Genomic DNA, 20,286 nt, shown 5'->3' with positions numbered 1-20,286 from the left:
GTTGGGCTTTATCGTTATAAACAAAAAGACAGGTGCCAAGCACCTGCCTTTTTACTGTTTATAGATTAAAACTTACCTCTTAATCCAACTGCGTAGCGAGAGCCGTTGTCTTCAACCGAGTAAATCTGGTTGGCGAAACGACCTGTTTGCACGAGTTCTTCTTCTGTGACGTTAATGCCTTCAACAAAAATAGATACGTTTTCGTTAATGTCATAGCTTGCACTAATATCCCATTGGCCGAAAGTTTCGGTATTAACAGGTTCACCGTTGTAACCGTTATCTAACTGACGCAGAAAGCCTTCGCGGTTGTTAAATGCAACACGTGCTTGCCAGTTGTCTTGCTCGTAGAACACAATTAAGTTTTGCGAATCGCCTAAGCCTTCAAGCGCAAAACTTTGGCTTGAGTTAGCATCAACTTTAACATTGCTATCAACAACGGTGGCATTAGCTGTTACACCAAAACCATTGTCGAATACGTGAGTTAATGCTATTTCGTAACCTGTAATGCGTGCAGATTCTCCGTTACGCGGACGCGATACGGTATACACTTCAGATTGACCATTTAGCTCTTCTGTACTTTCAACTACATCACCACTACATAAATCCGAGTTAGTTAGGCTACAGTTGAAATCAGGGCCGGTACGGTCAGTCATTTGATAAGTTTCATCGCCGGTTAACGTTACGATAAAGTCATCAACTTCTTTGCTGAAAAATGCAAAGCTGAATAGACTCGCGTCGTCGTAATACCATTCATATGACACATCCCAGTTTTCTGAACGGAATGGCTCTAGTGATGGGTTACCACCGCTTGCGGCTAAGTTTTGACGACGTGGCTCACCGAAGTTTGTCGCAGGTGAAAGTTGTGACATCGTTGGACGAGTGAGTGAGTCATACATGGCAAAACGCAACACCATGTCATCTTGAAGGTCTAATTTGATGTTTAAACTGGGTAATAAATTAGAGTAAGACGTGCCTTGGGTTATGCTTGCTGCGGGGCCATACACATTCGCAAATAAGGTTGCATCACTCGTTGGTACTACGTCAGAGATGTAACTTTGAATGGCACTTACTTCTACATCAGTGTTTGAGTAGCGTGCACCAAAGTCGACGGTTAATGGCATATCACCTACGTCATACACAAAGGTAAAGTTCATGTATATGCTACTAATATCTTCGTTAATGGTATAACGGTTATTTTGTAGCGTTGTGGTAATGGGGTAGCCTTCATCAGAGAGGTAATCGATCATAGCATCACCATCATAGGTGTAGAATGTATCAATTAAGCCTGAGAAGTAATTGTTTGCAGTGTAAGGTCTGAAATTAATTTCATCGACAGGTGCAACAGTGCCATAACCACAGAATTGACATTGGTTACCATAAATTTGAAAGCTTGATTTCTCACGTTCTTGACGATAAACACCAAACTTGGCTTTAGTGAACACTAAAGAGTCTGGTGTGTATTCAAAATCAGCTTTAAATTCGGTGATTTCATCTTCATCACTGAATTGATTACCTTTTTCGTTGTAATGCATACGAGCGAGGCTTGCATCAGGTAGGCTACCGTTTTCAAAACCACCATGTACAACGGTAGGTACTCCACCCGTTCCGTCAAATGCATAGCTGTTGATCATCCCTACAACGTTAAAACGGTCACGACCAGCGCGATCGTTTTCAGCCGTTGAATTGGATATGTCAAAATTAGCTTTTAAATGTTCGGTAACGTCCCACTTTACATTTAAGCCTACACCGCTGTTTGTTACATCGCGCGAGTTACGAGTGTGCGACACAAAGTCTGTTGCTGGGTTACCGCTGCCTTGGTGTAAGCCAATATCTTGGGTGAACGTTAATAGCGTGCCAGTTTCAGGATCAATGGTTGCACTGCCTACACGATCGGATTCAAACCAAGAGGCTAAATCTGTGACTTGTGAGTCAACTTCAAACTTAGAGATGAAACCGTCTAACGTAATGCTAACATCATCAGATGGAGCATATTGAAAGACTAAGCTAGCGTTGGTACGAGTACGTTCTTGTTCATCTACAATTTGGTCCCAGTTTTGCGGGATATAAGCATTAGTAAAGAGTACGCCATCACGTGCGTTTGAAATGGTTTGGCCGCCGCGCCAACCAGCCGTGTTAATTTGGTTAATTTGAACACTACGTTCTTGGTGGCTAACCGCCAGTAATACACCCATAGTGTCGTCATTAAAGGTGTTACTGATTAATCCTGAAATGGCAGGTGAAACGTCTTCTGAAAGACTTTCATACATACCTTTAACTGAACCAACAACTTGCAGTCCACTGTAATCAAATGGACGTGCGGTTGTTAGATCGATTGTGCCGCCGATGCCACCTTCTTGCATACTCGCATTGGTTGTTTTGTATACATTAGCACCAGTAATTTGCTCTGCAGCCAAAATATCAAAATTGAATTCGCGACCAGCACTGTCGGTTGCCATTTGGCGTCCATTAACCAGTACGGTGTTAAATTGTGGACCAAAGCCACGTACAGTAACCGCTTGGCCTTCGCCACCACTTCGGTCAATCGAAACACCTGTTATACGTTGTAATGACTCTGCTACGTTTAAGTCTGGAAATTTACCCAGATCTTCTGCCGAAATACCATCTGAAACCACAGAAGCGGATTTCTTGTCGGCCATTGAGTTTTTTAGACTGCTGCGGATCCCTTTAACTGCGATGACCTCAATTGCTTGATCATTAGCTTGAGTGCCAGCTTCTGCTGCCGTTACACCGTGAACACTGCCAATTGCCCCAGCAATAGCAAGTGCTAACGTTGTCCTTTTACCAAAAGTCGCGATTCCTTTTGTAGACATTTTCCTTCCCCCAGTTGATGTTGTTGCTTTTTTATAAAGCCTTACTTTTTAAATAAAGCTTATTTATCTTATAAATATAGTAATTGAGGTTAAATATCAACCTTTTCTTAACAATGTGACATCAATTTACTTAGCTGCTTTTCTATTTTTAATCGCAGAAATTAGGTTTTAAACGTTTAATATTGGGTGTGCAGTGACGTGAGGTTGTTGTTAGTGATTGTTATTTATTGTTTATTATGTTTTTTGTCCTCTTTGTATTGTTAATGGCTAAACTCCCAAAAGTGTTACTGAGTTGTTGTTTTATATTTTTCTGGGCATGGGGAACACAAACAGCTCAAGTTGAGCCGTTTGTTTTCAGAATGGTAATTTTTTTGTAGTAAAAGCCTAAGATTTGGGCTTTTTCATACTCCATGACATGCCCGTTGCGTAGCGATGGGCGAAGCCTTTCCATGCAGGTGTCGGGTTACCTTGAGCATCTTGTTCATTTGACTGGGCATTAAGTTGCAGATATGAACATTTATCTTGTTGATTTTTAACATGACAATCCATCATGGCTAAAGCAAAGTGTTTGTTGATGGTGTTGAGTTGAGTATTACTCCATGCCGGTTCAAAGTAATGGCCGAGATCGATTTCATTTTGGTAAGCGACTCGTGGGGCTGGGTGAGGTGCAATGTTGTGGCGAGCATTATGGTAGGTCAGCATATAAGTGTTATCGCCACCCGTTTGTTGATATAAAGAAGTAATGGCTTGATAACCCGAAACATCATCTAGGTCGCCGGCTACATACAATGTTGGTGTGGTGATTTTGGTTAATGATACAGGGTCAAATAATTGGTAATTACTCCCCCATGGTGCCATTGCTATCATGGCTTTCCATTTAGGGTCTACTTTGGCTGGTGCCACTTGTCCGCCCGCACAAGTATTTAATAATGTTATTGCACCATTGATGACATTGGGTTCTTTGCTACCGGTGAAAGTAGATGCGGTCTGTTGGTTAAACTGAAAACAGCCTCCTATAGTGTTTACTGCGCCATAGCCTCCCATTGAGTAACCTATTAATCCTGCACGTGTTCTGTCGATAATGCTGCTGGCAAAATTATCTGAACCGGTAAAATAATCAAGGGTGAATTGTTGATCGCGAGAGCGGTTTAATAAGGTACTAAAAAAGCCGCTAAAAGGCGCGTTAACCATATCTACTTCGGCATTGGTTGAGTCGGTATGATCTACAGCAACGACAACATAACCGTGAGATGCTAAGTGCTCCGCTAAGTAAAACATAATGGTGCGATAGCCTGTGTAACCGTGTGATAACACCACCAGTGGAAAGGACTGGTCTGTTAAGCTGCTTACCTTTGCGTCACGGGTGGCATTACCTTTTAAGGTAAAAGGTAATCCTAAACGGGTAACATTGTTGTATACCGCATTAGGGTGAGTATTGGAGATTTTGTTGATGGTTGGATACCAAACTTCGACGGTGAGCTTTCTATCTTCCAGTGTTTGGGTGCTAGGATTAAATTGCTTTTTATTAACAATATTGATTGTTTTAACCCCTACTTGGTGCTGACCGATTTGTGCCAGTTCAGGCATGGCTTCTTTGGGGAGTATGGTTGGGTAAAGTTGTTCTGGTTGGATTGTTGCATCAATAGTGGGAGATTTTGCGCTGGCCGTTGTTGTGGCGCCTATCCAAAATATTACTGCACAGGTGAGTGTTTTTTTTAACATATAAATGCTGTCCTTATCGGTTGTTCATGTGCTTAAACATGTAGGGATAGTGATGCCATCTTATTATTTATGAGCGCCAACTGACGCTCAGTGAGTGGCTCTGGCTAACGATACTTGGCTAGGCATGTTGTATTGTTAGCCCGTTACCGGCGGTGCATACATAAATGTCGGCTTGCAAATTAAATTGTGCAAAATAGTTCTGTTCAACAGCTTGTTTAATGGCTGAAACATCCTCGTTGCGACATAAGCATACAATCGCACCGCCAAATCCGCCACCGGTCATCCGTACAGCACCTCTATCACCTAGTGCTTGCTGACAAATCTGCACTAATCCGTCGGTTGCTGGTACCGTGACTTCAAAGTCATGCTTTAGCGATTGATGCGATGCCATCATTAATATTCGTAGTTGTTCTATGTCGTTATTCGCTAATGCTTGAGTAGCTGCGATAACGCGAGCGTTTTCAGTGATGACATGGTGGGCACGAGCAAATTCGTTAGCACTCATTTGCGCTTTGGTTTTCATTAACAAATCTAAATTGGCATCACGTAAAGTGGTGAGGCCCATTTTACTGGCGGCTTGCTCACAATCTATACGGCGTTGGTTGTATTCGCTGTCTACCAGCTTTCTTGGGTAGTTTGAGTTAACAATGACAATCGATAAATCGCTAGGGATCGTAACCGATTTAGTTTGTAAGTTTTGGCAATCAATCAATAGTGCTTGATCTTGTTGGCCTTTGGCTGAGATTAACTGATCCATAATGCCACACTGACAATCCATAAAGTCGTTTTCGGCTTCTTGGCCGAATAGGGCTATTTGTTCTTTGGTTAAATTAAGACCACAAATATGATTAAACATACCCGCAATTGCGACTTCTAATGCCGCTGATGATGACAATCCGCTGCCTTGAGGTACATTGCTTTCTATTAGTAAATCAACCCCTTTTAGCTGGTGGCCTGCGCGATTAAGGACAAACGCTACCGCACGAATATAATTACCCCATTGAGATTCACCAGTGTAGATTGACTGGTTTACGTTAAAACTTTCTTGTTCGTTAGGGTACATGGTCGACAGAACATTGACTGTACTGTCATCACGTAAGCGATAAAACACTTGGGTACGGAATGTTAATGCACAAGGTAATACATAACCTTGGTTGTAATCGGTAAATTCGCCGATCAAGTTTACTCGCCCAGGGGCACTAGCAACACCTTGATAATTTGCCCCAAATTGCTGTTTAAACAATGCCTGTAGTGCGTCGTTAGTCATGTTGTTTTCCTTCGGTATAATGTACGTCGCTGGCATTTTGTAAAATTTTTGCAGCAGTTTCTGGGCTCAAATCGCGTTGGCTTTCTGCTAACATTTCATAACCGACCATATGCTTTTTCACGGTAGCTGAGCGTAACAGCGGCGGATAGAAGTGAGCATGCATTCGCCAATGACTGTCATCGTCTAAATTGCTGGGGGCGCAATGCCACCCCATAGAGTATGGAAAGCTGCAATTAAATATGTTGTCGTAACGGGTGGTGAGCACCTTAATGGCATCAGCCAATGAAGTTGACTGTACATCGGTGAGTTGGCCGAAATGACGCACGTCATCCTTGCTCACCAATAAGGTTTCAAATGGCCATGCTGCCCAGAAGGGCACGACGACTAACCAATGATTATTTTGATATACCACACGTTCGCCATTTGCCATTTCGTGCTTAACATAGTCGGCTAATAAATTACTGCCTTTAGTTTGCTGATACTGGCGTTGGTTGGTTTCTTCCTGTTGAATTTCTGTTGATAAATGATGATGGGCCCAAACTTGACCATGGGGGTGAGGTTGCGAACAACCCATCACTGCACCTTTGTTTTCAAAAATATGTACGCAAGTATAGTGAGTGGACAATTCAACATAGTGTTGTTTCCAAGTCTCTATCACGTCTTTTATTTCATCAACAGGTAATTCTGGCAAGGTCTTATTGTGTTTAGGTGAGAAACAGATAACTCGGCATTCTCCTGTCGCTTGCTCGAGTTCAAACAGCGGGTTACTCTCAAGTAATAATGCTTGGTTTGTTGTTTGTGGTGTGAGTGCGCCAAAGTCATTTGTGAACACAAAGGTTTTGTCATAAATTGGATTTTGAGTGTCATTTGCTCGTTGATTACCAGGGCATAATGGGCAAGTCTCATCGTGTTCAGGTAGGTTTGAAGGAGTACTTTTTTCCGTCGCACCTAACCATGGTCGGTTATTTCTGTGAGGCGAGACGAGTACCCAATTACCCGTTAACGGGTTTTTTCGTCTGTGGGTAAATTCAAACTGGCTCATGGTAATCCTTTTATCTATGTTTATTGAGTTGCTTTACCGTTAAGTTGTAGCAACGTTACACGATGATAAATTATACAAAGTTAATTTATATGATAAATAGTACTATTAAGCATTTTATTTAACAAGATGTAATCAATTTCGACAAGATCTTTCTAATTCTGCTTGTCAATCTAACGTGAGTCACTCTATGATGTGGCTAATATATAGTATTTATCGTACTTATTGTGTGGATGGGTAAATCAATGGAAGCCGATGTAGAAGTAGTTGATGTTGTCGTGATTGGTGGCGGCATTAATGGGGTCGGAATTGCGGCCGATGCAGTAGGGCGTGGGCTTAGCGTTTTGCTGTGTGAACAAAATGATTTAGCCTCTGCTACATCATCAAATAGCAGTAAGTTAATTCATGGTGGATTACGGTATTTAGAACATTATGAGTTTCGCTTAGTTAAAGAAGCGCTAGCTGAGCGTGAAGTGTTACTGAAAAAGGCGCCACATTTAATTACCCCATTAACGTTTAGATTGCCGCACCAAGCTCATTTACGTCCAGCTTGGATGATCCGTGTTGGGTTATTTTTATATGACAACTTAGCATCAAGAGTCACGTTAAGCGGCTCTAAGAAAATAAATTTTTCTATAGACAGCCCATTAAAGCCAGTGATTACAACAGGTTTTGAGTATTCAGATGCTTGGGTTGATGACGCGCGTTTAGTGGTATTAAATGCGTTGGCCGCAAAAGAACTTGGGGCGCAAATTTGCACTCAAACTCGCTGTATTAATGCAGAGCGTCGAGGTGATTTATGGCAACTCACCTTGCAAAATCAAGCCGACCAGTCTATTCGTGATATTTTAGCTAAAACCGTCGTTAATGCCTCAGGTCCTTGGGTGTCTAGATTATTTACTGATGTGATAAAGCAGTCATCACCGCAAAAAATCCGCTTAGTTAAGGGGAGTCATATTGTGGTACCGAAAATCCATGATCAACCTCAAGCTTATATTTTACAAAATGAAGATCAGCGAATTGTGTTTGTGATTCCATTTGAGGATGATTATTCATTGATTGGCACAACAGATGTCGACTTTGTGGGTGACCCAAAAGATGTGAAGATTGATCTGCAAGAAATGGATTACTTGATCAACATCACTAACCATTATTTTAAAACTACTATTAGTGAACAAGATATTGTGCATACGTTTTCGGGGGTTAGACCATTAATGGATGACGAGTCAGAATCGGCTCAGTCTGTTACCCGTGATTACACCTTTATTGTTGATGCACCTAAAGGCAAAGCTGCATTATTATCGGTATTTGGCGGCAAGATCACGACTTATCGCAAGCTGGCCGAAGCTGCTGTAAATCGATTAAAACCGTTTCACCCTAATATGGGTAAGCCCTGGACGGCGGATAAGGTCCTGCCAGGTGGTGAGTTTAGCAATTTGGCTGAGTTAAGCCGTATTTATCAGCAGCAATACCCTTGGTTAGATCAAAAAATGCTTAGCCGACTATTGCGCACTTACGGTGCCAGAACTCAATACATATTAAATGACGCGACGTCCACCGATGCATTAGGTCGTAATTTTGGCCATAGCCTTTATCAATCTGAAGTCGATTATGTGATGGAAAATGAATGGGCTTGCAATAGCAATGATGTATTGTGGCGTCGTACTAAGTTGGGCTTACGTTTTTCATCTGCGCAGCAACAAAGTTTAACCGGCTACATGATGCTCAAATTAGGGCTTATCGATACACAGCAAAAAGCGGTGTAAACGTTAATACTTAAGCCTTTTTGGGGGTTGAGATATTTGACATGGGGTTTCGACTAAGCCTGTTACTTGATGTAACTGATAAATAAATACATTCCCCGACAGAGGGTAATCAGCTAATTGTTGTGGCGACAAATCGATGCGTGAGGTGGTCACAATTAACCAGTCTAAATTAGGCCCCCCAATGGCGACGCTTGAGGGTTGTACGGCAGGCAATATTAGCTTTTCAACAATTTCACCGTAAGGGTTGTAGCGCACTACACTATGGTCGCCCCATTGAGCATTCCATATAAACCCTTCAGTATCGACCGTTGAACCGTCGGGAAAAACATGTGGTTTAGTGGTAGCAAACACCGTTTTATTGGTTAAGGCTTTGCTTTGTTGACAATAACTGTACTGATAAATGCAATGGCGTTCAGAGTCTGCGTGATACATGATATTGCCATCTGGGCTCCAGCATAAGCCGTTAGAAATTAGAATATCTTCAACAAGTTTGTGGCATTCTCCTTGATTATCTATTCGATACAAACTGCCTTTTTGATGCGGGTTATGGCGTGTTTCTACCATAGTGCCAGCCCAAAAATCACCACAGCGATCGGTGCGACCATCATTAAAACGATTACCGAGCAGTGCCACTTCAGGCTTGCTAAGCCAAGTAAGCGCGTGGGTCTCTAAATGATATAAGGCAAGGCCTTGTTCAAAGGCGATAATCAACTGGTACTGTTGCTCGACTAAAAAAGCAAAACTACCAATACGATACGGTAAGTTATAGTGATGGTATTGTTGGGTGTCGACATTGTATTGGTGAATTTGCCCTGCGGTAATATCTATCCAATATATAGCACGATGTTCAGGATGCCATAAGGCATTTTCGCCTAACTGATTTTGCGAGGGGATCACCTTAATAAGTCGACCAATACAAGATGAAGTCTTAATCATGGATTAACTTAATACCTTGTTGGTACACCACATTAAATCCGGCTAGTGTCGCGTCGGTGACATTCCACTGTGTTGTGTTGATTTTGCAAAAATTCAAGGCTTTGGCAAAACATAAGCTTAAATGAGTCGGGCCAATAATAGCGACTGAGCTAAGTTGGTTTAGTTGCCATTCTGTAGCATTTTTTGCAGCTCGAACATCGCATCCAATTAATATTCCAGACAGATAAGCGTGAGCTTGTTTAGTGGTAAAGCCTTCAAAGAGTTGTTTACTGCGGACACTGAATAATCCATGAGCAAAGCTGTCTGTGGCAGATGATAAACTAAAGTCTGCACCTTGGATAAAGGCGTTAAAATCGAATTCAAGATCAGAGACTTTTTCTTGTATCAACACGCTATTTGACGACAGTAAGTCATATAGCTCACCCGTTAGCGCCGTTTTAAATAATATGACTTTGCCATCTTCTATTAATACCCATTTAGTGTGCGTGCCTGGTAAACACACTAAATGCCTGCCTAAAAGGTGTTGTGGTGCCATCGCGAGCCAGCCGAGTAAATGAAACTCTTCGCCGCGCATTGAGTCATGTAAATTATTGTGGAGTTGACTGCGGAGACCAGGAAATATAGTGACTTGGTGGCCTTGGCAATCAAAACGCGTACCGGCAGAAATGACCTCTGTGGGTGAAATTGGGCAATGCAGATATTGAGTTTCTTTCCAGCCAATGCTTGAGCCTATTTGGCCGATCATGAGTATAGGCAATCTTCCATAGCGTGTAGTCCAAGGAGCAATACTGTCCATCAGTGTGGTTTGAAAGTCTGTGAGGATTTTCTTTACGCCCACATTATTAACTTGCTCAAGTACCGTAAGTGGTTTATTCGTTTCGCCTAAACACAGATAAGCGCGTAAATGACTCGTGCCCCAATCGACAGCGATAAAATGTTGGTGTTGAGTAAACAAGCTAAGCTCTCCCACCGTCGATATTAATACATTGCCCGGTGATGAGTTCGCTATTATCAGACGCTAAAAATAATGCCAATTGAGCTACGTCTTTTGGGGTTATACGGCGTTTTAATGCCATTGCATCGGTCCACTTTTGCTCTTCTTTTTCTGTTAACCAACTCGCTAGCTGTTTTTCGGTCGCTACCCAGCCGGGTAAAATGGCATTTACCCGAATACCTGCCTCACCAAACTCCCGTGATAATGACCGCGTCATGCCTATTAAGCCCGCTTTTGCTGTCACGTAGCCGGTCATTTGTTGTGATCCTAATAATGCGGTGATAGAACTGAAATTAATAATACTGCCCGAATGCTGAAGTTTCATTTGCATGTAGGCTGCTTGGGAGGCAAAAAAAGCCGGATCTAAATTGATTTGCATGCATTTGTGCCAGTCGTGTGCCGAAATGGTTTCGACATCTTGGCGTGCATCATTGGCGACATTGTTGATGAGTACATCGAAACGACCAAAATGTTCTGCAACGTCCCTAATCGCTAATTGTAATGACTCTGAGTCGGTGGCGTCTACAGCTCGGAACCAAATTGGCGGCTGATCATATTCAGACAATTTTTGCTTAAGCGCTTTGGCCGCTTGATGGTCTATATCAATAAAAGCTACTTTAGCTTGTTGGCGCGCAAAGGCTTCTACCATTGAAGCTCCAATGCCACTTGCTCCGCCGGTAATAAAGATGACTTTGTTTTTCAAGTCTTGATATTGAGTTGAATGACTCACAGATAACGCTCCAAACCTATTATTTTTTGATTATGGTTAACTAGCGGTATTTTGGGATTAACGGTTTAATCCAATAAATATTGTTAATGTTGCTGGTTATTTTTAACATTAACAACGATGAAAACAAAGTTATATCGGTATTGCATTTAAATATGATATAACAGATTTATGTACTGAAAATTGGACAGTAAAAAGCATGAACACTTCTCCGCGTCAAAATTTAACTCATCAACTCACCCACGATTTAGGCATTGCCATTGTAAAAGGGGTTTATCCTATTGGTGAAGGTTTGCCGTCTGAAGCTGATTTATGTATCGAATACGATGTTAGCCGCAGCTCAACCCGCGAAGCTGTCAAAATGTTGTCTGCAAAAGGGTTGATATCATCACGCCCTAAGCAAGGTATTCGCGTGTTGCCAGAAAGCAATTGGAATATGTTTGATACAGACGTATTAAAATGGATTTTAAGCAGTAAGCCATCATTAGCATTATTAAAAGAGTTTACTCAGGTTAGAGTTGCACTAGAACCACAAGCTGCAGCACTTGCAGCAATGAATGCATCTGACGAGCAGATGGCTTCAATTGAAAAAGCGCTCGAGCGTATGGTTGAAGCAGAACAAGGTTTAGATGATCCACTAGAAGCTGATATTGCCTTTCACACCAGTATTTTAGTGGCAAGCGGTAATCGGTTTTTTGTGCAGTTAACCGAGTTTATTAGTACCGCATTGCGCGTGAGTATTCGTTATACCAATAAAATTAAAGGTGTTCCGGGCGCAGACGTTAAAAAGCATGCTGAGATTTTTAATGCCATTAAAGCACGTAATCCGCAGCAAACACGCGCAGCTGTGTCGATGATTTTAGAAGAAGCATTAGAACTGATTGAATCTAAACTTTAATCCTGTTCAAAACGCCAATAAGAAAGAGCACCTAATGGGTGCTCTTTGCTTATGTGAATACATAGAGTTTGTATTAAGGGGTTACTTCACTTCATTTAATTCAAAAATTAATGATGTTTGCGGGAACGTAATGGGTAATTGCATACCAAAGGTCATTAATACTTCGCCACTAAAGGTTTGGTCTTCAATGACACTGAGCACTGATGGTGAGTAAAATGAAAAAGCTGTAGGCCACACTAATGATAATTTATAATCTTTATCTGAATCTAATCCTGCAAAGTAGTACTTAGGAGGATTGGTGCGCTGAGTTTCTTTTACGCTGTTATAAGCAAATAAAGCTTGGCTTTGGTTGGCGTTAACTATACCAAAGTTTATTGAATCGCCATCGGTATCTAAGCGCACCAATTTACCACTGTGGATAAGCTGGCGATGTTGTTTGTGCAGTGTAATGATGTGTTGTAATTGCTGGCGTTCATCATCGGTCAATTCACGCGGATCCATTTCAATTCCCATATGACCAAAAAACGCCACCGCAGCACGCATTGCGATGTTGATATTGCGGCCGGTAATATGACAGTCGCGCGGGCCAACGTGGGCCCCCATGACTTCGGCAGGGAAGAAGAACGAACAACCACGTTGAATACCGAGACGATCAAGCGCGTCATTTGAATCTGAAGTCCACACGCGATCGGTATAACGTAGTACGCCATAATCAACTCTTGCTCCACCGGAAGAGCAGCTTTCTATTTCAACATGAGCATGTGCTTGTTTTAGGCGTTCAATTAACGCATAAGCCGCTAATGTTTGCTGATGTACAGCAGGTTTACCGGCAAGGTTACCAGCATGGTTAAGGTCACGGTTCATGTCCCACTTTATATAAACAATTTTTGGGTATTCAACCAAAATATCGTTTATGGCATTAAACAGATAATCCGTTACCGCAGGGTTAGTCATATCTAACACCAACTGTTTTCTAAAGTTAAGTTGTTCGTTGCCTTGTGTTTGCAGCGCCCATTCTGGGTGGCTTCGATACAAATCGCTGTCAGGGTTAACCATTTCAGGCTCAAACCACAATCCAAACTCCATGTCTACGTTATTAACGTGATCGATTAATGGTTGCAAACCGTCAGGGTAGATTTCACGGTCAACAGTCCAGTCTCCTAAACCCGCAAAGTCACCACGGCGACCTTTGAACCAACCGTCATCGAGTACAAAACGCTCTGCACCAATATCGGCAGCTTGGGTTGCTAGCGACTGTAATACGGCGACATCATGATCAAAGTAAATACCTTCCCACGTGTTGTAATGCACTGGGCGTGGCTTTTGACGGACGTTATCAGTGATCAATGATTGACGTACATACTGGTGGAAGTGGTGCGATAAACCACTAAAACCTTGATTAGAGTATGCGGTATACAAGGTTGGGGTGATATAAGATTCATTAGGCGCTAAGGCTAACTCACCAGGCATCAATAGCTCACCAAGTTGAGCATAACTTCGGCCTTCGGCCAGTAATTCGGCTCGCATTTTGTGGTTGCCGCTCCAACCCAAATGAAACCCATAACATTCACCGCCTTGTTCATGGGTGAGCTTGTTGTGCATTACCATGCCAGGGAAGTTATCGTGCGATGTTTTGCCTTTGCGGTTTTCTCGTACAAAACTGCCTAAGAACATATCAAAGGATTTTCGTTGAAACTCGTTAGACCAGCGACCTTCGAATGACATAATTTGGTCAATATGCAGTGGCATCGGAATCGTTGGTGCAGCACACCAACTAACGTTAACAGAGCCATTGCCTAAATTAGTTAATTCGGTACTGGCAGTTAACACATCAGATAGCGGCTCGAGCCTTAAATAATGTTTAACACTAAGGTTACGCAAGCTGTCTATTGATTCAAATACAACTTCATTAGCATTCGGTTGGGTGACGGACGTGAGTTTTCCGCCAATAGACCATGCAATATTGTTGTCAAATACTTCAATACCTGGGGCACCGGTAAAGCCTTCACCCATTAACGGTGACAGTGATATTGGTGCTTCAACTACGACCGAACACTTCGCTTCTTGGCGAGTACTGAGTTGTTTCATCATGTCGTAAGTGGTCTTAGATGATAATTTTTTGCCAAAGTACAAAATGGCTGGCGTTTTATTGCTGCAGTCAACGATTAAGCTGGTGTGTTGGCCATTAAGTAAAACGAACTGTGGGGGATACGACATGATTTAACATTCCTTGATTGAGTGTTTCGCTTCATAAACACTGCCGCATAAATACTTTCATCGTGGTGGATTGAGCCACTCACATCGGCGACAGGGTCATAACGATATGTAATCAGTTTATTTAAAATACTATATATCATACAAATACTGAGTTAGTATATTCTCTGTCATTAAAAATTCGTCAAATAACCCTGTAGTTTTACTTGTAACAGTAGGATATAACCTTAATTATACCCTAGTTCGAGCCAGAGGTTTTACGCACTATTTATTGGAGATAAACATGTTAGGAGTTTGCTATTACCCTGAGCATTGGCCTGAATCTATGTGGCAGCAAGACGCAAAAGAAATGCGACAGCTTGGATTACAGTATGTGCGTATTGGTGAGTTTGCGTGGTCTAGAATTGAGGCTCGTGATGGTGAGTATTCATTTGAATGGCTGGATCGTGCCATCGAGACGCTTACTAATGAAGGGCTGCAAGTCATTATGTGCACCCCAACAGCCACGCCTCCTAAATGGTTAATCGACAAATACCCAGATATATTACCCGTCGACATTAAAACGGGTACGACTCGTGGTTTTGGTTCGCGTCGTCATTATGACTTTTCCAGTGAAAATTACTTCCGTGAAGCGATGCGTATTTCTCAGGTTATTGCTGCTCGTTATGGTAAGCATCCTGGTATCTGTGGTTGGCAAACGGATAACGAGATAGCGTGTCACGATACGACTCACAGTGGCTCATTAGTGGCTAAATTCGCATTTCAGCAGTGGTGTAAAACCTATTATCACAACGATATCGACAAGTTAAATACCGCTTGGGGTAATGTCTTTTGGTCGATGGAATATCAAAAATTTGAACAAATAGAGTTACCTATTTTAGCAGTAACTGAGACTAACCCTGCACATCAGTTGGCTTACCGTCGTTTCAGCTCTGACCAAGTGGTGAAGTTTCATGATGCAATGGTTGATATTATTCGTGCTCATGCGCCAAATCGTTTTGTGACCCACAACTTTATTCCGTTGGTCGATACCCAAACCGATAACTTTGCATTAGCCAAAAAACTCGATTTTGTGAGTTACGACAATTATCCGCTAGGCCGTTCTGATATGTTTTTTAAACATATGCCAGCAGAACAATTTAAACCTTACATGCGCACCGGGCACCCAGACTTCTCAAGCTATTCCTTTGATCAAAGTCGTGGTGTAAGTAATAACAATTTTTGGGTTATGGAGCAACAACCAGGGCCTGTAAACTGGGCACATCACAATCCTCGCCCCGAAAAAGGCATGGTAAGACTCTGGTCATGGCAGGCGTTTGCCCACGGTGCAGATTGCGTGTGTTATTTCCGTTGGCGCCAAGTGCCATTTGCGCAAGAGCAAATGCACGCAGGTATTAAACGTAACGATAATTCGAAAGCTGCTGCTTGGGCTGAAGTTGAGCAAATGCGTGACGAGTTGACCTGCGTCGACTTTACCATTAGCGATCCTGTGCAAGCAAAAGTAGCAATAGTAACCGGTGCAAACAGTCAATGGGTGACCGAAATTGAACGTCAAGGCGACAGTTATAATCATCAGCGAGTTGAGTTTGCTTATTATTCGGCATTACGTCAGTTAGGGTTAGCAGTAGACTTTATTTCTGTAGACCATGATTTGACCCAGTATGCTTTGGTTGTTGCACCGTGTTTACCGATCGTGCCGCAAATCTTTGTTGATAAATGCCAGCAAGCCAACGTACATTTGGTTATTGGTCCTCGCTCTGGTAGTAAAACGGATGAATTGTCATTAGTGCCTACGTTAGCACCGGGAGTATTCCAAGCATTAGTTCCTGTACGGGTGTTATCAACTGAAACCATTCGTCCAGACTGTAGTGAAGTATTACATTTTAATGAGGCTGAGTTTGAAAGTCAGTGTTGGCGAGAAGAGCTAGAACTTGTTGATGGTGTTGATGTGGTCGCGACGTACCATGATGGTAGTCCAGCTGTGGTTCGACATCAAAACAGCAGTTATGTGGCAACATTGACCTGTGATGGATTTTTGCTTGAGTACTTTAAAACTCTCGCAGTAGAGTTAGGGCTATCTATATTAGTACTACCTAAAGATATGCGTGTGGTGAGGCGTGGTCAGTTTGCTTACTTGTTTAACTATGCTGGTTATTCGCAAACTGTGCCTAGTGAATTACAGGGCCAATACGTATTAGGCTGTGCAAGTCTTGCTGCTTACGATGTTGCCATAGTGAAACTGGCTTAGTAACTTTATCACCATTTGTTGTAAGATCATGGTAATTAATGTAACCATGATCTTAACTAGCAAGTTGTATCGACTCTGTTGAAATCTTTGCTTGTTGTAACTGTTTTGACTCAATATTTTTCCATACTTTGTCATGGAAATAAAACACAACTGTATTGACAGCTGGTTCTAACAGGGCGATTGTGCCGCCGATAATAATACTTCCTGTTAATAGGTAAGTAATCGTAAATGCGACACTGAAGTGTAAAATAGCAAAGCTAATAGTCTTTTTCATGGAGAACCCCCGTTTGATTTAATTAAATGATAACAGTTCTCATTATCATGTAAAGAGGGTTAATTCGATTATTACAAATTAAATTATCGATTACGATTGATTTTTTAATCTTTAAAACAATAAAAGCCCTTTGAAAGGACTTTTATTATTTGTGAGTATCATGCAGCCATTCTGGTCATCACTTTATTCTAGATCTAGTAATGCCAGGGAAAGCGTGAAAAATCTTGATCACGCTTCTCTAAAAAAGCATCGCGTCCTTCTTGAGCCTCCTCGCTTGCATAGGCTAAGCGGGTTGCTTCACCGGCAAACAATTGTTGACCCACTAAACCATCGTCTGCCATATTAAAACCGTATTTAAGCATACGCATTGCCGTGGGTGATTTAGAGTTAATTTCTTTTGCCCACATTAAAGCTTCGGTTTCTAGTTTGGCATGTGGAACTGCACGGTTGACCATACCCATATTAAAGGCTTCTTCAGCAGAGTAATTAAATCCAAGGAAAAAGATTTCACGGGCACGTTTTTGGCCAATCATCTTGGCTAAGTATGCACTACCATATCCAGAGTCAAAACTTCCCACATCAGGATCCGTTTGCTTGAAAACGGCGTGTTCTTTAGATGCTAATGTTAAATCACAAACCACATGCAAACTATGGCCGCCACCCACAGCCCAACCAGGTACTACAGCAATAACAACTTTTGGCATAAAGCGGATCATTCGCTGTACTTCCAATATATGTAATCGCCCCATACGAGCAACATCAGGTTTGCCTTCTTCTGCACCTTCATATTTATAGCCGTCTTTACCACGAATCCGTTGATCGCCACCGGCGCAAAATGAGTATTGTCCTTTTGCAGATGGTCCATTGCCCGTTATTAGTACGCAGCCCACATCTGACCATTGTCTAGCATGATCTAAAGCGGTGTAGAGTTCATCAACAGTCTTAGGGCGGAATGAATTAAGGCAATCAGGCCTGTTAATGGCGATACGCACGGTGCCTTGTGTCTTAGCACGGTGATATGTGATGTCTTCAAAATTGAATCCTTCGACAAGATCCCATGAATTAGGGTCAAAAATATCAGATACTGATTCTGTTTGTGGTTGTGTCATAAAAAAACTAGCCCCTATTGTAGATATTCCATAAAGGCTAGGCTTATTTGATACTTAGGTCAATTCATGACGATAAAATCGTTAGCTAACTCAGATCTTATCGCAAATAAACTGTAAGTTATCTTTAGAAAAAACAGGGTGATGCGCACTACTCTGGCAGTAATGGCCTTCAAATTCGGTAATCGCTTCGTTACTGGAAAATATCCCATCCAACTCGCGGATTTCTATCGTTGATAATCGGTCATAAATTTCGGCTTTCAATTGCGACAAGTGCTTGTCGGCTCTGATGATTTTTGTACCAGTCATTGACTCAAGCTTTTTCTCTGCTTTAGTGTAAATTCCACGAATTTCGTCTATTGGTTTATCAAGCTTGTTTGTTTCGGTTGCAAAATAATAAACAACCCCTGCTATTATTGCTAAAGTTACCCAGCCTCTCATTTTTTCATCCAATAATGTGTTATTACCTATATAATAAGCTAGTTATCGTTCAATATAAAAGCAGTAAGGCTGTAAAATGACGACAGAATTTAACCCCAAGGACGTTTCCAAGCAACAACGCATTAAAATTCATCAACCGGATGCCAGTAAAGCAGACCGCTTCAATCCGCGCAACCGTATTTACGTTCGTGCCATCGATGGCTTATGGACAAAAGTGCGTCGTCAGATGGGTTGGATAGCAATGCTGTTCTTTTTATTACTACCTTGGCTACCGTGGGGAGACAGACAAGCTGTTTGGTTCAATCTTGGCGAACAAAAATTCCATGTTTTCGGTTTAACCATTTGGCCGCAAGATCTCACCTTGCTAGCCGCACTTTTTACTATTGCCGCATTTGGACTGTTTTTTGTCACCACTTACCTTGGTCGAGTATGGTGTGGTTATACCTGCCCGCAAACGGTTTGGACCTTTATCTTCATTTGGTTTGAAGAAAAATTTGAAGGTGCGCGTAATAAACGAATCAAGCTAGATCAAATGCCATGGAGTATAAACAAGTTATGGCGTAAAACTGCCAAGCATACATCATGGATACTTATTTCATTACTTACAGCCACGACATTTGTATCTTATTTTGTCCCTAGCCGAGAATTATATGTTGATGTATTTACCTTCAATGCTAGCGGCGGAATCTATTTCTGGATTGTCTTCTTTACTATAGCCACTTATGGCAATGCAGGTTGGATGCGTGAAATTATGTGTATTCACATGTGTCCATATGCTCGTTTTCAAGCTGCAATGTTCGATAAAAATACCTACATAGTTGGTTACGATGCTAAACGAGGAGAAACTCGGGGACCTCGTACTCGCAAGCAAGATCCTAAAGATATGGGCTTGGGTGACTGTATTGACTGTGATTTATGCGTCCAAGTCTGCCCAACAGGGATTGATATTCGTAATGGTTTACAATACGAATGCATTAACTGTGGTGCCTGTATTGATGCATGTGATAACACCATGGAACGCATGGGATATGACAAAGGCTTAATTAGTTACACAACCGAGAATAAACTTGATGGCGTTAAAGAAAAGGTTCTAAGACCTAAGCTTGTTGGCTACGGTGTTGCACTTACGGTAATGATATTAGTCTTCATCTATGCCAGTGCAACCATAGCCCCTGTACGTATGGATGTTATCCGTGATCGAAACGCACTATTCCGTGAGAACAATCAGGGTAATACAGAGAATACCTTTACAATTAAGATACTCAATAAAACCGAACAACCACAAGAATACGACTTAAGTGTAGAAGGATTACCAAACGCACAATGGATTGGCCCTCAACATGTTGCTATTGAAGCGGGCGAAGTGCTAACACTACCTATTAGTATTGCCGTTGACCCTATCGAGCTAAAAAGAACCATAACTAAAATTGATATTAAGATTGATGCCACCATTGACGGTAGCCCAATAGAAATCAAACAAGAAACTCGATTCTTTGGCGGCTAGAATCGAGCAATATAGACAAAAAAGGGGCAGTTAGTCCCTTTTTTGCTCACTTCGATTGAAAAAACACCTCTCAGTCATGTTTTTGCAAGATATATGCATTTTACGCTTGCACAAAATATTTAGCTCCCTATAATGCGCAACCACTGACACGGCATATGTCGCTGACAGGTTGTGAGATTCAAATTTAGCTTACAACAGCGAAAAGAAAGTTTGAAAAAACACTTGACGCCAACCCGGGAAAGCGTAAAATACGCCTCCCAAGCCAACGACCTAGCGTCTAACGGCGATGCACGAAATACGGCATCAACGCTCTTTAACA

General features: G+C 41.9%; 15 protein-coding genes. 4 read left to right on the top strand and 11 right to left on the bottom strand.

From position 1 onward, the window contains the following. Positions 1-65: 65 nt before the first annotated feature. From ACWXWT_RS01565 to ACWXWT_RS01550, 4 genes are all read right to left on the bottom strand, one after another. Positions 66-2,831, bottom strand: coding sequence for a TonB-dependent receptor (locus ACWXWT_RS01565; RefSeq protein ID WP_456039870.1), 2,766 nt, complete (start codon positions 2,829-2,831; stop codon positions 66-68). A gap of 384 nt (positions 2,832-3,215) precedes the next feature. Then, entirely contained in the window at positions 3,216-4,553 is a 1,338-nt protein-coding gene (locus tag ACWXWT_RS01560) for an alpha/beta hydrolase family protein (protein WP_456039869.1), read from the bottom strand. A gap of 118 nt (positions 4,554-4,671) precedes the next feature. Then, complete coding sequence (gene galK / locus ACWXWT_RS01555) at positions 4,672-5,820, bottom strand: galactokinase (RefSeq protein WP_456039868.1); 1,149 nt, start codon at positions 5,818-5,820, stop codon at positions 4,672-4,674. Beyond that, positions 5,813-6,862, bottom strand: coding sequence for a UDP-glucose--hexose-1-phosphate uridylyltransferase (locus tag ACWXWT_RS01550; RefSeq protein WP_456039867.1), 1,050 nt, complete (start codon positions 6,860-6,862; stop codon positions 5,813-5,815). Before ACWXWT_RS01550 ends, galK begins: the two co-directional genes overlap by 8 nt. A 242-nt stretch (positions 6,863-7,104) precedes the next feature. Between ACWXWT_RS01550 and glpD the strand changes: the two genes are divergently transcribed. Then, positions 7,105-8,625 (top strand): glycerol-3-phosphate dehydrogenase, encoded by a 1,521-nt coding sequence (gene glpD / locus ACWXWT_RS01545; RefSeq protein WP_456039866.1) that lies wholly within the window; start codon positions 7,105-7,107, stop codon positions 8,623-8,625. A gap of 3 nt (positions 8,626-8,628) precedes the next feature. Here glpD and ACWXWT_RS01540 read toward each other — a convergent pair whose 3' ends face one another. The 3 genes from ACWXWT_RS01540 to ACWXWT_RS01530 are packed head-to-tail and all read right to left on the bottom strand — an operon-like array spanning position 8,629 to position 11,285. Then, positions 8,629-9,561 carry an SMP-30/gluconolactonase/LRE family protein gene (locus tag ACWXWT_RS01540; protein ID WP_456039865.1) on the bottom strand — a complete coding sequence of 311 codons (933 nt, stop codon included), beginning with the start codon at positions 9,559-9,561 and terminating at the stop codon, positions 8,629-8,631. Continuing rightward, positions 9,554-10,516, bottom strand: a complete 963-nt coding sequence (locus ACWXWT_RS01535; RefSeq protein ID WP_456039864.1) for a 2-dehydro-3-deoxygalactonokinase — start codon at positions 10,514-10,516, stop codon at positions 9,554-9,556. The genes ACWXWT_RS01540 and ACWXWT_RS01535 overlap by 8 nt, the downstream gene beginning before the upstream one ends. Position 10,517: 1 nt before the next feature. Further along, on the bottom strand, positions 10,518-11,285 hold the full coding sequence (locus ACWXWT_RS01530; protein WP_456039863.1) for an SDR family NAD(P)-dependent oxidoreductase: 768 nt from the start codon (positions 11,283-11,285) through the stop codon (positions 10,518-10,520). A gap of 196 nt (positions 11,286-11,481) precedes the next feature. Here ACWXWT_RS01530 and ACWXWT_RS01525 point away from each other — a divergent pair, with 196 nt between their 5' ends. Next, complete coding sequence (locus ACWXWT_RS01525) at positions 11,482-12,180, top strand: FadR/GntR family transcriptional regulator (RefSeq protein WP_456039862.1); 699 nt, start codon at positions 11,482-11,484, stop codon at positions 12,178-12,180. An 81-nt stretch (positions 12,181-12,261) separates the two neighbouring features. Here the strand turns inward: ACWXWT_RS01525 and ACWXWT_RS01520 are convergent, their stop codons facing one another. After that, positions 12,262-14,397 carry an alpha-galactosidase gene (locus tag ACWXWT_RS01520; RefSeq protein WP_456039861.1) on the bottom strand — a complete coding sequence of 712 codons (2,136 nt, stop codon included), beginning with the start codon at positions 14,395-14,397 and terminating at the stop codon, positions 12,262-12,264. Between the two features lie 280 nt (positions 14,398-14,677). On the opposite strand from ACWXWT_RS01520, the gene ACWXWT_RS01515 reads away from it, so the two are divergent. Continuing rightward, positions 14,678-16,642, top strand: a complete 1,965-nt coding sequence (locus ACWXWT_RS01515) for a beta-galactosidase (RefSeq protein ID WP_456039860.1) — start codon at positions 14,678-14,680, stop codon at positions 16,640-16,642. Between the two features lie 52 nt (positions 16,643-16,694). On the opposite strand, the gene ACWXWT_RS01510 is transcribed toward ACWXWT_RS01515, so the two are convergent. The 3 genes from ACWXWT_RS01510 to ACWXWT_RS01500 all read right to left on the bottom strand — a co-directional run bounded on the left by ACWXWT_RS01510 (position 16,695) and on the right by ACWXWT_RS01500 (position 18,463). After that, positions 16,695-16,916 carry a DUF2061 domain-containing protein gene (locus tag ACWXWT_RS01510; protein WP_456039859.1) on the bottom strand — a complete coding sequence of 74 codons (222 nt, stop codon included), beginning with the start codon at positions 16,914-16,916 and terminating at the stop codon, positions 16,695-16,697. 194 nt (positions 16,917-17,110) lie between these two features. After that, a complete protein-coding gene (locus ACWXWT_RS01505) occupies positions 17,111-18,025 on the bottom strand; it encodes a 1,4-dihydroxy-2-naphthoyl-CoA synthase (RefSeq protein ID WP_456039858.1) in 915 nt (304 codons plus the stop codon). Positions 18,026-18,115: 90 nt separating this feature from the next. Then, entirely contained in the window at positions 18,116-18,463 is a 348-nt protein-coding gene (locus ACWXWT_RS01500) for a hypothetical protein (RefSeq protein WP_456039857.1), read from the bottom strand. A gap of 76 nt (positions 18,464-18,539) precedes the next feature. Between ACWXWT_RS01500 and ccoG the strand changes: the two genes are divergently transcribed. Beyond that, positions 18,540-19,967 carry a cytochrome c oxidase accessory protein CcoG gene (gene ccoG, locus ACWXWT_RS01495; RefSeq protein WP_456039856.1) on the top strand — a complete coding sequence of 476 codons (1,428 nt, stop codon included), beginning with the start codon at positions 18,540-18,542 and terminating at the stop codon, positions 19,965-19,967. Positions 19,968-20,286 lie beyond the last annotated feature (319 nt).

The organism is Shewanella sp. A22 (genome assembly GCF_053850585.1).
The sequence above is the reverse complement of the archived record's forward strand: the minus strand, read 5'-3'. Positions and strand labels throughout refer to the sequence as shown.